13 protein-coding genes are annotated in these 13153 nt (G+C 65.4%); 9 read left to right on the top strand and 4 right to left on the bottom strand.

Features of this window, described 5'->3' with window-relative positions:
• Nucleotides 1-16: 16 nt before the first annotated feature.
• Genes FNV92_RS06410 through mnmA form a run of 3 tightly spaced genes read right to left on the bottom strand, consistent with a single transcriptional unit; the run spans nt 17 to nt 2268 of the window.
• Nucleotides 17-376 carry a hypothetical protein gene (locus FNV92_RS06410; protein WP_143841667.1) on the bottom strand — a complete coding sequence of 120 codons (360 nt, stop codon included), beginning with the start codon at nt 374-376 and terminating at the stop codon, nt 17-19.
• 45 nt (nt 377-421) lie between these two features.
• A complete protein-coding gene (locus FNV92_RS06405; RefSeq protein ID WP_143841668.1) occupies nt 422-1060 on the bottom strand; it encodes a class I SAM-dependent methyltransferase in 639 nt (212 codons plus the stop codon).
• A 26-nt stretch (nt 1061-1086) separates the two neighbouring features.
• Nucleotides 1087-2268, bottom strand: a complete 1182-nt coding sequence (gene mnmA, locus FNV92_RS06400) for a tRNA 2-thiouridine(34) synthase MnmA (protein ID WP_014439927.1) — start codon at nt 2266-2268, stop codon at nt 1087-1089.
• Nucleotides 2269-2611: 343 nt separating this feature from the next.
• Between mnmA and FNV92_RS06395 the strand changes: the two genes are divergently transcribed.
• The 8 genes from FNV92_RS06395 to flbD all read left to right on the top strand — a co-directional run bounded on the left by FNV92_RS06395 (nt 2612) and on the right by flbD (nt 11008).
• Nucleotides 2612-4213, top strand: a complete 1602-nt coding sequence (locus tag FNV92_RS06395) for a flagellar hook-length control protein FliK (protein ID WP_143841669.1) — start codon at nt 2612-2614, stop codon at nt 4211-4213.
• Nucleotides 4214-4226: 13 nt separating this feature from the next.
• Complete coding sequence (locus FNV92_RS06390) at nt 4227-4937, top strand: flagellar hook assembly protein FlgD (protein ID WP_014439925.1); 711 nt, start codon at nt 4227-4229, stop codon at nt 4935-4937.
• Nucleotides 4938-5361: 424 nt separating this feature from the next.
• Complete coding sequence (gene sciP, locus FNV92_RS06385; RefSeq protein WP_002714638.1) at nt 5362-5637, top strand: CtrA inhibitor SciP; 276 nt, start codon at nt 5362-5364, stop codon at nt 5635-5637.
• A 193-nt stretch (nt 5638-5830) separates the two neighbouring features.
• Nucleotides 5831-7447 carry a flagellar basal-body MS-ring/collar protein FliF gene (fliF, locus tag FNV92_RS06380; protein ID WP_014439924.1) on the top strand — a complete coding sequence of 539 codons (1617 nt, stop codon included), beginning with the start codon at nt 5831-5833 and terminating at the stop codon, nt 7445-7447.
• Between the two features lie 42 nt (nt 7448-7489).
• Nucleotides 7490-8587, top strand: a complete 1098-nt coding sequence (gene fliG, locus FNV92_RS06375; protein ID WP_014439923.1) for a flagellar motor switch protein FliG — start codon at nt 7490-7492, stop codon at nt 8585-8587.
• Entirely contained in the window at nt 8587-9210 is a 624-nt protein-coding gene (locus FNV92_RS06370; RefSeq protein WP_014439922.1) for a FliH/SctL family protein, read from the top strand. The genes fliG and FNV92_RS06370 overlap by 1 nt, the downstream gene beginning before the upstream one ends.
• A gap of 3 nt (nt 9211-9213) precedes the next feature.
• Nucleotides 9214-9564, top strand: a complete 351-nt coding sequence (gene fliN, locus FNV92_RS06365; RefSeq protein WP_014439921.1) for a flagellar motor switch protein FliN — start codon at nt 9214-9216, stop codon at nt 9562-9564.
• Between the two features lie 58 nt (nt 9565-9622).
• The gene (gene flbD, locus FNV92_RS06360; RefSeq protein WP_014439920.1) at nt 9623-11008 is read left to right on the top strand and encodes a sigma-54-dependent transcriptional regulator FlbD; all 1386 of its coding nucleotides are present in this window, start codon (nt 9623-9625) and stop codon (nt 11006-11008) included.
• A gap of 115 nt (nt 11009-11123) precedes the next feature.
• Here the strand turns inward: flbD and FNV92_RS06355 are convergent, their stop codons facing one another.
• Nucleotides 11124-11456 (bottom strand): GYD domain-containing protein, encoded by a 333-nt coding sequence (locus tag FNV92_RS06355; RefSeq protein WP_014439919.1) that lies wholly within the window; start codon nt 11454-11456, stop codon nt 11124-11126.
• A 677-nt stretch (nt 11457-12133) separates the two neighbouring features.
• On the opposite strand from FNV92_RS06355, the gene FNV92_RS06350 reads away from it, so the two are divergent.
• Entirely contained in the window at nt 12134-13090 is a 957-nt protein-coding gene (locus tag FNV92_RS06350) for a vanadium-dependent haloperoxidase (protein ID WP_244623759.1), read from the top strand.
• Nucleotides 13091-13153 lie beyond the last annotated feature (63 nt).

The following is a 13153-nucleotide window of genomic DNA, read 5'->3' as shown; positions in this document are numbered from 1 at the left end:
GGGATTTAGATCAAGCCTATTTCGGCCGGACGGTCGGGTCACCGCCAGGGCTCCCGGGGGGCGGAATCACGGGGGTGGTGCCGCCGGTGTCGGGGGCCGGGGCATGCATGTCGGGATCGACGCCGGAGGGCGGGCAGAGCACGCCGTCGGTCTTGGCAAGCTTGTCGCCGAGCGGTTCCCGGGACTGGCCGGTTGTGGTGGTGCCGTCGGGAGCGGTGGTCAGCCGATCCGAAGGCGCGCAGCCGGGGCTGCGTTGCGGGGATGGCGGCGCGGTCGCTTGCGGCGGTGTCGCCGGAGCTGGCGGAGCCTGCGCGATCGCGGCGCCTGAGGCAGCGATCAGGAGACTAGCTAGGACGATGTTTGATGTGGTGCGCATGACAGGGAAACGCGCGGGAAAGGCCCGGTGTTCCCACCTGCAACATTACGATTTGTGGTAGCGGATCAGCGAGAAATGGCCCATCGGCGGCATGGGCCGGCGCTCGGTCAGCGTGATGCCGCCGTGCTTTGCGGCCCAGTTGACGAGGCGGTCCCACGGGAATTCCGGGCGCCAGCCGAGGCGGCGGGCGATGGGGGCGAAGGCGAGTTCGAACAGCTTTCGGGGGCCGCTTTCGGCGCCGATGTGGTTGACGAGGATCAGCTCGCCTCCGGGCTTGAGCACGCGCACGAACTCGTCGAGCGTGCCTTCGGGATCTGGCACGGCGGTGATGACGTATTGCGCGACCACCGCGTCGAAGAAGTTCTCGGGGAAGGCGAGGTTCTTGGCGTCCATCACCGAGAGCACTTCGACATTGCTGAGCCGCATCGCGCGCACGCGCGCCTGCGCCTTGCGCAGCATCGGCTCGGAGATGTCGACGCCGCAGATCTTCGTGGTGCGCGAATAGTCGGACAGCGAAAGCCCGGTGCCGACGCCGACGTCGAGAATGCGGCCGCCGATGCGGTCGGCCTCGGCGATGGTCGACTGCCTTCCGGCGTCGAACACCTTGCCGAACACGAGATCGTACACCGGCGCCCAGCGGCCATAGGCCTTCTCGACCCCGGCCCGCGAGATGTCTGCTGCCATGCCCCCCTGCCCCGCTCTGAAGTTTTTTAGCCGCGCACGGCTTCGGCGAGCGGCCGCGCTGCGTTGCTCGCGATCTTGGCCGCGGCGCTCTGGATGAAACCGCCGCCGAGCACGCGGGCCTGGCCCGAAGGCGCGTCGTAGAACACGCAGGCCTGGCCGGGCGAGACGCCCTCTTCGCCGGCGACGAGCTCGACCTCGTAATGACCGTTGCCGCCTCGCAGCCACGCCGGCTGGGGCGCGCGGGTCGAGCGCACGCGCACGAACAATTCGAGGCCGCCGCCGATGGCGCGGTCGATGTCGCCGTCGCCGATCCAGTTGACGTCGCGCAAGCTGATGCGGTGCATCTTCAAGGCGTCGCGCGGGCCGACGACGACGCGGCGGTTGGCGGCATCGAGCCGGACCACGAACAGCGGCGCGTGGGCGGCGATGCCGAGGCCGCGGCGCTGGCCGATTGTGAAATTGGCAATGCCATTGTGCCGGCCGAGCACGCGGCCGTCGAGATCGACGATGTCGCCGGGGTCCATCGCGTTCGGACGCAGACGGGTGATGATGTCGGTGTAGCGGCCCGTGGGCACGAAGCAGATGTCCTGGCTATCGTGCTTGTCGGCGACGCTGAGCTCAAAGCGACGCGCGAGCTCGCGCGTTTCGGGCTTGGTCATGTCGCCGAGCGGGAAGCGCAGGAAATCGAGCTGTGACTGCGTGGTCGCGAACAGGAAATAGCTCTGGTCGCGGTCGCTGTCTGCGGCGCAGACCAGCGCGCGCGAACCGTCGTCGCGGCGACGCGAGGCGACGTAATGGCCGGTGGCGAGCGCCTGGGCGCCGAGCTCGCGCGCGGTCTTGAGGAGGTCGCGGAATTTGACGCTGCGGTTGCACTCGATGCACGGCACCGGCGTCTCGCCGAGCGCGTAGCTGTCCGCGAAATTGTCGATGACGGACTCGCGAAAGCGATCCTCGTAATCGAGCACGTAATGGGGAATGCCGAGCTTGGCCGCGACGTCGCGAGCGTCGTGGATGTCCTGGCCGGCGCAGCAGGCGCCCTTGCGATGGGTCGCCGCGCCATGGTCGTAGAGCTGCAGCGTGATGCCGACGACGTCATAGCCTTGCGCCTTCAACAGCGCGGCCGTGGTCGAGGAATCGACGCCGCCCGACATGGCAACGACGACCCTGGTATCCTCAGGACGGCCTTCGAGATCCAGACTGTTGAGCATGGCTTTTAAGGTGTGACGGCGGCGTTCGGCGATCCGCGATGTGCTTCTGGCCCGGACATCGGCAATCCCAAGGGAACCCAAGTTCCCGAAAGGCACGGTCTGCCCGGTCGAAAGCGGCTGAGAGCGCCTCTTTAATATAGGCGGCCTTCCGGTGAAGCAATCACGCGTACGGAAAGCTTAGGGCAATTCTTGCCGGGGGCGGCAGAAACGCCGGGTCCGGGAGGGCATCGCGGCAGCGTGCCAGATTTATCAAGAGACTGATTTTGCTCAATAAATAGCCTCATCACGGGGCTGGCCCACTCCTTGCTACCTTGGGGACGAAGATGTTTTCAAGGGGTTGCCTGTGGTCGGTCGGACGTCAGATGTAGCTGCCAGCGTGCCAGTTCCCGGCGCGCAGCAAAAGACTGCCCGGTCGCAGAGCACGAAGGACACCAACGATTCCTTCGGCTCGCTGGTCGACAGCAACACCCAGGCGGTCAACACCAACGCGGCGGCCGCCGCGCAGGATACATCGTCGCGCTGGACCGATTCCTCCTCCTCGTCGTCCGCGTCCGACCGGAATTCGCGCGATACCTCCGCGAGCGATTCGTCCTCGCAGAGTAGAGCGAGCGACGCCAACGACAATTCGGCTCGCACCAGGAACGACTCGGCCGCCGATCCTGCCAAGGATTCTGGCAAAGACACCAGCAAGGCCGCCAAGAAGGACAAGTCCGAGGCGTCCGACGCCAAATCGGCCGACAAGTCCGGCGACAGCAAGAGCGACAAGACCAGCGGCACCGACGGGCAGACTGCCGCGGCCGATGCCGCAGCCGCCGCCCAAGTGGACGCGACGCAGGCCGCCCAGCCCGATCCGAACGCAATTGTGGTGGCCGTACCTGTGGTGCCGGTCGACCCGAACGCAGCCGCGAGCCAGGCCAGTGATGCCGCCGCCTCGCCGCTGACGATCGCCGCCGCCGGCATCGCCGCCAGCGCCTCCACCGCGGCGCAGATCGCCGGCAAGACCGATACCGCGACAGCGAGCGACAAGACCGCCGGCGCCAAGGTCGATGCCAACACCACGGCGACGCTCGGGGATACCGCTACCACCGACGGCACCGCGACCGATGCCAAGACCAATGGCGGCCTGATCGCCGCCGTCGACCAGAGCACGCCGAAGACCTCATTCAAGGCCGCCGCCATCGCGCAAGGACAGGCCGACGCTTCCAACATCGGCCAGGACGCGGGCAACGCGAACGCTGCGCAGGCGCCGGCAAATGCGACGGCCGCCAACGCCGCGCATGCGCAAACCGCAAAACCGCAGGCCGAGGCCGGCGCGACCGACGCCAAGGCCGATGCGAAGGCCGGCACCACCGATGCGACCAGTGCGGCGAACGGCACGCACGCGCATGCGGCCGCGCAGGCCAATGTCGCCGCGACCGACGCCAGCGCGCAGGCCGCCTCCGCCTTCCAGGCGCCGGTGACCAACACGACCCCGGCCTCGACCACGACGCTGACCGCGACTGCGGCCAACTCGACGGCCGTGCCGATCAGCGGCGTGCCGATCGAGATCGCGGCCGCCGCACGCGCCGGCAAGACGCGCTTCGACATCAGCCTCGATCCGATCGACCTCGGCCGCATCGACGTGCGCATCAATGTCGACCGCAACGGCCAGGTCACCTCGCATCTCACCGTCGAGAAGCCGGAGACGCTGCAGATGCTGCGGCAGGATGCGCCGCAATTGCAACGCGCGCTCGACGACGCCGGCTTCAAGACCGGCAGCAACGGGCTGTCCTTCAGCCTGCGCGACCAGAATTCGTCGGGGCAGAATTCCGGCCAGAACAACGACAATGGCGGCAATGCCCGCCGGCTGATCATCAGCGAGGACGACACCGTTGCAGCGGCGCCCGTCGGTCGCTCCTACGGCCGCATGCTCGGATCGAGCAGCGGCGTCGACATCAGAGTGTGAGGAGTATTCGCATATGACCACCACGAATGCCGCCACCGCCCCCACCGTCGTCTCCGGCACGACCGACGTCTCGAAAAATTCGTCGGGCTCGAACTCGCTGAGCTCGAACACCGGCGCGACGCTCGCCGGCAATTTCCAGACCTTCCTGACGCTGCTGACGACGCAGTTGCAGAACCAGAACCCGCTGGACCCGCTCGACACCAACCAGTTCACCCAGCAGCTGGTGCAGTTCGCTGGGGTCGAGCAACAGCTCAAGACCAACGACTCGCTGTCCCAGCTCGTCACGCTGCAGCAGACCACGCAGGCGACCCAGGCGCTGGGCTTCGTCGGCAAGACCGCCCTGGTCGACGGCACCACCGCGACCATGACGAAGTCGACGGCGACCTGGCATCTCAACGTTCCCACCGACTCGACCGTCGACATCACCGTCGCCAATGCCAGCGGCCAGACCGTGTTCACCGGCAAATACACCGCAGGTGCCGGCACCGACGTTCCCTTCACCTGGAACGGAATGGGCAATGACGGCACGCAATGGCCCGACGGCAAGTACACGATCTCGGCCACCGGCAAGGACGTCGCCAACAACAATGTCGGCATCGCGGCCCAAGTGCAGGGCGTGGTGTCGTCGGTTGACCTGACCCAGTCGCCGCCGCTGCTCAGCATCGACGGCCAGAGCTACATGCTGAGCCAGGTGAAGAGCATCATCGCCACCAGCAGCAACTAGCGGCTCGCGCTACCGCCGCATATGAGGTGTCATCCCCGCCGAGTGCGCAATTGCGCACGGGGGCGGGGATCCATAACCACCGCGAGACATTTGGCGAGGACTCGTGGTCAGGACGTTACTCTTGGTACCGCTACTCGTGTCTGATCGATAGATCACGCGGTATGGATCCCGGGCTCGCGCTACGCGCGCCCCGGGACGACAGTTTGAGGGCTTTGCAGCATCGTGCTCAGGCCTCTGTTCGTTAGTAAAGTATTTAGGAAGACCCCCCGACCGGCCTGGACACAACCGTTCCGCCGGCCGGGATGGCTGTGTTCCAGCCATTTTCAAGGAGAATTGTATTGATGCCTTAGGCTTAGCGGATTTTTAAGCCCGCACGCGTAGGGTTACGGCGTGAGTTCAGTGGTTGAGAGTTTGTGAGTACGCCATGACAGAACCCCATCGCCCGAGGGTAAAATACGTCATCGGGCCGGACGGCAGTCCGCTGACGATTGCAGACTTGCCAGCACCCGGCACCAAACGTTGGGTGATCCGCCGCAAGGCCGAAGTCGTCGCCGCTGTGCGTGGCGGACTTCTCTCCCTCGAGGAGGCCTGCAGCCGTTATACCCTGACGGTCGACGAATTCCTTTCCTGGCAGTTTTCCATCGACCAGCACGGTCTGGCGGGTCTTCGCACCACCCGCATCCAGCAATATCGCCAGTAAGCGATCCGGAAATCTGCGGCTTTTGACGAAAATCGGCCTCGCCCCGCGAGGCCGATTTTTTTCTTGTTTGCTTTTCGGCCGACTTTTGTCCGACCTCTTAACCTTCGTTAACCATATCGAAACCATCACCTAGGCAATAATTGCCCAGTCGGCCCCTTCCAGTGAAAGCGGCCGAATCTGTTGGGGCGGTTGCTTGCAAGGTCTTGCGGACTTTCTGAAGGGTATCGGCGCCGCCCGGTTCGGGGCGATGATCGCGGTCACCGCCGCGCTCATCGGCTTTTTCGCGTTCGTCATCATGCGGGTGACCACGCCGCAGATGACGACGCTGTTCACCGACCTCAGCGTCGAGGATTCCTCGGGCATCATCAAGGACCTGGAACGCCAGGGCATCCAGTTCGAGCTGCGCAATGAAGGCAGCATCATCATGGTGCCCAAGGACAAGGTCACGCGCCTGCGGATGAAGCTCGCCGAGGGCGGCCTGCCCAAGGGCGGCGGCGTCGGCTATGAAGTCTTCGACAAGTCGGACGCTCTCGGCACCACCTCTTTCGTCCAGAATATCAACCACTTGCGAGCGCTGGAAGGCGAGCTCGCCCGCACCATCCGCGCCATCGACCGGATCCAGGCCGCCCGCGTCCATCTGGTGCTGCCCGAGCGCCCCCTGTTCTCGCGCGAGGCGCCGGAGCCGTCGGCCTCGATCGTGGTCCGGGTGCGCGGCGCGCTGGAAGCCCAGCAGATCCGCGCCATCCGCCATCTGGTCGCCTCCGCCGTCAACGGGCTGAAGCCGCAGCGGGTCTCGATCGTCGACGAGGCCGGCCAGCTGCTCGCCGACGGCGCCCAGACCGATCCGGAGCAGGCCGTCGGCGAAGAGCGCCGCGTCGCCTTCGAGAAGCGGATCCGCAAGCAGGTCGAGGACATCGTCTCCTCCGTGGTCGGGACGGGCCGCGCCCGCGTGCAGCTCTCGGCAGATTTCGACTTCAACAAGGTCACCCAGACCTCGGACAAGTTCGACCCCGAGGGCCGCGTGCTGCGCTCGAGCCAGACGCGCGAAGAACAGAGCTCGACCGCCGACAACAACGGTCAGGTCACCGTCAACAACGAGCTGCCAGGCAACCAGCAGAACAGCGGTCCGACGGCGAAGGATCAGAGCAAGAAGACCGAAGAGACCAACAATTACGAGATCTCCCGCACCACCAAGACCGAGGTGACCGAGGCCGGCCGGGTCAACCGCATCTCGGTCGCGGTGCTGGTCGACGGCATCTATTCCAAGAACGACAAGGGCGAGCTGGCCTATCAGGACCGCACCAAGGAGCAGCTCGACCGCATCTCCGCTCTGGTGCGCTCGGCGATCGGCTTCGACCAGAAGCGCGGCGACCAGGTCGAGGTCGTGAACCTGCGCTTTGCCGACGCCCCCTCCACCGCCCCGATCAGCGAGCCCTCGGGTTTCCTCGGCATGCTGCAGTTCACCAAGGACGACGTCATGTACTTCGTCGAGCTCGGCGTGATGATGCTGCTCGGCCTGGTCGTGCTGTTCCTGGTGATCCGGCCGCTGGTCAAGCGCATCCTGGCGTCCGACGAGGTCGCCGCCGCCATCTCCGGCGTTCTGACCGGCCCCTCCGCGAGCGATGAGGCCGCGCCGGCCAGCAGCGGCCAGCAACTGCTGCCGAGCGGTGCGGCAACCGCGATCGACGTCGCCACCGTCCAGGGCCAGGTCCACGCCCAGTCCGTTCATCGCGTCGGCGAGCTAGCCGAGCGCAACCCCAACGAGACCGTCTCCATCATCCGCCAGTGGCTGGCCGAACCAGCCAAATGACCCGCCAAGCAATCTGCCAAGTAAATCAAGAAGTGATCTGACATGGCCTCCAACGCGCAAAACGCCAACTCCAACGACATCACCAGCGTGATCTCAACGCTGGGTCAGCGCGCGGGCGACCGCGCCAAGAACGGCAAGGGAGCCGAGCAATTGTCCGGACCGCGGCGCGCCGCGATCCTGATGCTGGCGCTGGGCGAGCAGTATGGCGGCAAGATCTGGAGCCTGCTCGACGACGACGAGGTCCGCCAGCTCTCGCTGGAAATGTCGACGCTCGGCACCGTCGAGGTCGATACGGTCGAGGACATGCTGCTCGAATTCGTCTCGCGCATGTCGGCCTCGGGCGCGCTGATGGGCAATTTCGACGCCACCGAGCGGCTGCTGCAGCAGTACCTGCCGCCCGAGCGCGTCAACGGCATCATGGACGAGATCCGCGGCCCCGCCGGCCGCAACATGTGGGAGAAGCTCTCCAACGTGCAGGAAGAGGTCCTCGCAAACTATCTCAAGAACGAATACCCGCAGACCATCGCCGTGGTGCTGTCGAAGCTGAAGTCGGAGCACGCCGCCCGCGTGCTCGGCATCCTTCCCGAGGAGCTCGCGCTCGACGTCATCAACCGCATGCTGAAGATGGAAGCGGTGCAGAAGGAGGTGATCGAGAGCGTGGAGAAGACGCTGCGCACCGAATTCATGTCCAATCTGTCGCAGACCCGCCGCCGCGACGCCCACGAGGTGATGGCGGAAATCTTCAACAATTTCGACCGCCAGACCGAAACCCGCTTCATCACCTCGCTGGAAGAGGACAATCGCGAATCGGCCGAGCGCATCAAGGCGCTGATGTTCACCTTCGACGATCTGGTGAAGCTCGACTCCGGCTCGGCTCAGACCCTGATGCGCAACGTCGACAAGGACAAGCTCGGCGTCGCGCTCAAGAGCGCCAACGAGGACGTCCGCAACTTCTTCTTCGGCAACATGTCCTCGCGCGCAGCCAAGATGCTGCAGGACGACATGGCGGCGCTGGGTCCTGTCCGCCTGCGCGACGTCGACGAAGCCCAGGCGCTGCTGGTCAACCTCGCCAAGGATCTCGCCGCCAAGGGCGAGATCATGCTGACCAAGAACCGCGCCGACGACGAACTGGTGTATTGATGGCCGCTCCGGCAAAATTCCTGTTCGACACCGACTTCGCGGCGCCCGAGCGATCGCCGCGCGAGAAGACGGCGACCGCGGCCGAGATCGCCCAGAAGGTCGCGGAAGCCGAGGCGCGCGCCTACCAGGACGGCTTTGCCGCCGGCCAGCGCGAAGCCAAGGCCGAGAGCGATCGCCGCGTTGCGCTCGCCATGGAAGAAATCAACATCGGCATCAGAGGCATCGCCTCGGGCATTGGCAACATCGAGTCCAAGATGGAGACCGAGGCGGTCGACGTCGCGGTCGCCGTGGCGCGCAAGCTGTGCGCCGATCTGGTCGCCGCGGAGCCGCTCGGCGAGGTCATGGCGCTGGTCAAGGACTGCTTCTCGCATCTGGTCGCGACGCCGCATCTGGTCGTCCGCATCAACGACGCGCTCTACGACAGCGCGCGCGAGAAGATCGAGCGGCTCGCCAAGCAGAGCGGCTTCGAGGGCCGGCTGGTGATCCTGGCCGAGCCTGAAATTGCCACCGGCGACTGCCGGATCGAATGGGCCGATGGCGGCGTCGTGCTGGAGCGCGGCGCCATCGCGGCCAAGATCGACGAAATGGTCGGACGCTATGTCGCGTCCCGCAGGGGGAATTAAGCCATGAGCGACACCGACGGACAGGTCCCGCTGCCCGATCTCAACGGCCCGCTGCCGCCCACCGGCACCGATGTCGGCTACACCGAGGACGAATATGCGGCGCGCGCCGCCGCCGACCTCGAGGCCGTGTTCGACGTTCCCGTGCAGGTCTCGGCCGTGCTCGGCCGCTCCAAGATGGACGTCGGCGAGCTCCTGAAGCTCGGGCCGGGCACCGTGCTCGAGCTCGACCGGCGCGTCGGCGAGGCCATCGACATCTACGTCAACAACAAGCTGGTCGCCCGCGGCGAAGTCGTCCTAGTGGAAGACAAGCTCGGCGTGACCATGACCGAAATTATCAAGACCGAACGCAGCTAGCACTTGCGACTGCAAGGAATGACGCGCGGCAGCGCGACCAGACGGATAGGAGACTGACATGCGGCTTCTCATCGTTGGCACATTGAAGGGCCAGCTCACCACCGCCACCAAGATCGCGATGGAGAACGGCGCGACCGTGACCCACGCCGAGGATCTCGACCAGGCGATGCGGGTGCTGCGTGGAGGCAAGGGCGCCGACCTGCTGCTGGTCGACGTCGCCCTCGACATCCGCGACCTCGTGATGCGGCTCGAGGCCGAGCACATCCACGCCCCGATCGTCGCCTGCGGCATCACCAACGACGCCCGCGCCGCGGTCGCCGCGATTCATGCCGGCGCCAAGGAATACATCCCGCTGCCGCCGGATCCGGAGCTGATCGCCGCGGTGCTGGCCGCCGTCGCCAACGATTCCCGCGAGCTGGTCTATCGCGACGAGGCGATGGCCAAGGTCATCAAGCTCGCCCAGCAAATCGCAGGCTCCGACGCCTCGGTGATGATCACCGGCGAGTCCGGCACCGGCAAGGAAGTGCTGGCCCGCTACGTCCACACCCGCTCGGCGCGCGCCAAGCGCCCGTTCATCTCGATCAACTGCGCCGCGATCCCCGAGCATCTGCTCGAATCCGAGCTGTTCGGCCACGAGAAGGGCGCCTTCACCGGGGCGATCGCCCGCCGCATCGGCAAGTTCGAGGAAGCCACCGGCGGCACGCTGCTGCTGGACGAAATCTCGGAGATGGACGTCCGCCTGCAGTCCAAGCTTTTGCGCGCAATCCAGGAGCGCGTGATCGACCGCGTCGGCGGCACCAAGCCGGTCCCGGTCGACATCCGTATCATCGCGACCTCGAACCGCAATCTGGTGGACGCCGTGCGCGAAGGCACGTTCCGCGAGGACCTGCTGTTCCGCCTCAACGTCGTGAATCTGAAGATCCCGCCGCTGCGCGAGCGTCCCCTCGACATCCTCGAGCTCGCCCAGCACTTCGTGAAGAAATATGCCGAAGCCAACGGCGTGCCGGTGCGCCCGATCTCGGCGGAAGCGCGCCGCGTGCTCTCCAGCAACCGCTGGCAGGGCAACGTCCGCGAGCTCGAAAACACCATGCATCGCGCGGTACTGATGGCGCAGGGCGACGAGATCGGACCCGACGCCATCCTGACGCCGGACGGCGACCGCCTCGACCTCGCCAAGACCGTGCCGGCCGTGGCGCATGCCACGATGGCCGCCGAGCAGGTGACGCGGGCGCTCGTGGGCCGCACCGTCGCCGACGTCGAACGCGACCTGATCCTGGAGACGCTGAAGCACTGCCTCGGCAACCGCACCCACGCCGCCAACATCCTGGGCATCTCGATTCGCACCCTGCGCAACAAGCTCAACGAATATTCCGACGGCGGCATCCCGATCCCGCCCGCCGGCACACCCGGCGAATATCCGCGCATGCCGATGGTGGGGGCGTAGGCTAACAGCTTGTTGGTCCTATAATGCCTTGGCGCACGGGGCTGAAGCGCGCGGACGGCCGGGACGACCGACCGTCGCGATCGGCTTTTAGCTGTATGGCCGCGCTCGCGCCAGCCTACTTGCCCGGCGGTACGTAGACACTAGCAAGCTTCGCAGCCTTCTCCGCGACAGCTTTGAACTCACTCATCTTCCAGGCACGCACCGTCTCGATCTTGGAAATGGCGCCGCTCGCGGCGGCAGCCATTCCGACGGCGACAGCGTCCGCTCCATCGGGAAACTCCGTGACGAGCAGCACGTCATGCGGGCCGGTGGTCATGAAGGCTCCCTGGAGCCTCCCGCCTGCCTTCTCCACCATTGCACCGACGACCGCCGTGCGATCGGTCGGTTTGTCGACCATTCCTTTGATACCGGAATTGGAGTACGAGACGTACGAGATGAACAACGGCATGTTTCTCTCCGTTGAGGTTACAGCGACGACACTGCAGACTTAGAAAGACGCTCTGAAAAGAGAGCAAGGCATAGCCCGCCGACGGCATGCAAGCTGCACCTGAAAAGATCGAGCTACGGACTTCGGCACGTCCAACTGGCAGCTTGTGTTGACTATAGCCGACTCCACAATGCAGCGCGAACGGTAAGCCAAGCCTACCCATTCGGCGTGCAACTACTGCCGGCCGGACAAATCGCTTCGCGGCAGTTGGACCGCTGCCGGTGAGTGAAGCAGTTCACAATCAAACCACATCAAGATGGCTAGAGTCCTCGCGCAGCGCGACGCGATGTCGGCCAGAGCCGCATCGACCTCGCGAAACGTCCTTCAAATAGAAAGGGCACGCCATGAAATACCCGTCGTGGAGCATCTGCCGCCTATCGCTGATCGTAACGCTGCTCGCAGCCTCGGTGCCGCCTGCACGCGCTGACGTGATCATGGATTGGAATGCAAAGGCCGACTCGATCGCTGCCGAGAAGCAAATTCCTCCAGCGCCTCACAGCCGCGCCTTATCGATGATGCACGTCGCAATGTTCGAGGCAGTCAATGCGATCGATCGCCGGTACGCGCCATACAAGATGTCCTTGCCCGCGGACCGTTCGACCTCGCGGGAGGCTGCGGCCGCAGTTGCTGCCCACGGCGTGCTGCTGTCGATCTATCCAGACCTCAAGCCGGAGCTGGATGCGACGCTGACGAACTCCCTGGTGCCGATCGCCGACGGCGAGTCCAAGGTCGCCGGCATGAGCCTCGGGAAAGAAGCCGCAACGAAGATCATCGAGCTTCGTGCGAATGACGGCAGCGCGGCTGCGGAAACTTACCGGCCTCTGACGACACCGGGCGCCTATGTTCCGACCGCCGTCCCGCTTTTCTCGACAACGGGCGCGACGACGCCCTGGGTCATGGCGTCCGGATCGCAGTTTCGCCCCGGGCCCCCGCCGGCGCTTGGTTCAGAGGTGTGGACCCGGGACGTCAACGAAATCCGCGAGGTCGGCGGCCGAAGCAGTCCGACCCGGACCCCTGAACAAACGACGATCGGTCGATTCTGGCTCTTTGTCGGTGCCCGCACCTACAATCCGATCGTGAGGCAGGCGGCGATGGCCAAGGGCATGGATCTCGTCGACTGTGCCCGCCTGTTCGCCTTGACGTCGATAGCGGGCAACGACGCCATCGTCGCCGTGTTTGACGCGAAGTACCATTACAATTTCTGGCGACCGATCACGGCCATACGCAACGCCGACCTGACGTCGAATGCGGCGACGCCTCGTGATGCATCCTGGCTGCCGCTGGGGGAAACACCGATGCATCCGGAATATCCCTGCGCTCACTGCATCACGTCGGCAGCGATTTCGACCGTGCTCCAGACCGTCGTTGGAGATTTCGGCGAGTTTTCGCTGACCAGCCCAACCGCACCAGGTGTCACGCGAAGATGGTCGCGGCTTCAGGACTATAGCGACGAAGTCTCAAACGCCCGCATCTGGGCCGGCTTTCACTACCGGTTCTCGACCGAGGTGGGCAAGGACATGGGCCAGAAGATCGGTGCGTTGACCGTTGCGACGCAGCTTCGCGGAGTGGAAGCGATGGCGGAACCGAAGCGTTGAGCTGCTGCCGCTTGGAGCGAGCCACCCCAGGGATCCGCCCTGTCGCAGGTCCAAAGCGGCCAC

Source organism: Bradyrhizobium cosmicum, from assembly GCF_007290395.2.
In the GTDB taxonomy this organism is placed as follows: Bacteria; Pseudomonadota; Alphaproteobacteria; order Rhizobiales; family Xanthobacteraceae; genus Bradyrhizobium; species Bradyrhizobium cosmicum.
This window is presented reverse-complemented; position numbering and strand designations above follow the sequence as displayed.

Excerpts from the sequence above, each read along its gene's own strand:
- fliN (WP_014439921.1), top strand. The coding sequence starts at position 9,214 with ATGAGCGACACCGACGGACAGGTCCCGCTGCCCGATCTCAACGGCCCG.
- mnmA (WP_014439927.1), bottom strand. The coding sequence starts at position 2,268 with ATGCTCAACAGTCTGGATCTCGAAGGCCGTCCTGAGGATACCAGGGTC.
- FNV92_RS06370 (WP_014439922.1), top strand. The coding sequence starts at position 8,587 with ATGGCCGCTCCGGCAAAATTCCTGTTCGACACCGACTTCGCGGCGCCC.
- flbD (WP_014439920.1), top strand. The coding sequence starts at position 9,623 with ATGCGGCTTCTCATCGTTGGCACATTGAAGGGCCAGCTCACCACCGCC.
- FNV92_RS06355 (WP_014439919.1), bottom strand. The coding sequence starts at position 11,456 with ATGCCGTTGTTCATCTCGTACGTCTCGTACTCCAATTCCGGTATCAAA.
- FNV92_RS06390 (WP_014439925.1), top strand. The coding sequence starts at position 4,227 with ATGACCACCACGAATGCCGCCACCGCCCCCACCGTCGTCTCCGGCACG.
- FNV92_RS06405 (WP_143841668.1), bottom strand. The coding sequence starts at position 1,060 with ATGGCAGCAGACATCTCGCGGGCCGGGGTCGAGAAGGCCTATGGCCGC.
- fliG (WP_014439923.1), top strand. The coding sequence starts at position 7,490 with ATGGCCTCCAACGCGCAAAACGCCAACTCCAACGACATCACCAGCGTG.
- sciP (WP_002714638.1), top strand. The coding sequence starts at position 5,362 with ATGACAGAACCCCATCGCCCGAGGGTAAAATACGTCATCGGGCCGGAC.
- FNV92_RS06410 (WP_143841667.1), bottom strand. The coding sequence starts at position 376 with ATGCGCACCACATCAAACATCGTCCTAGCTAGTCTCCTGATCGCTGCC.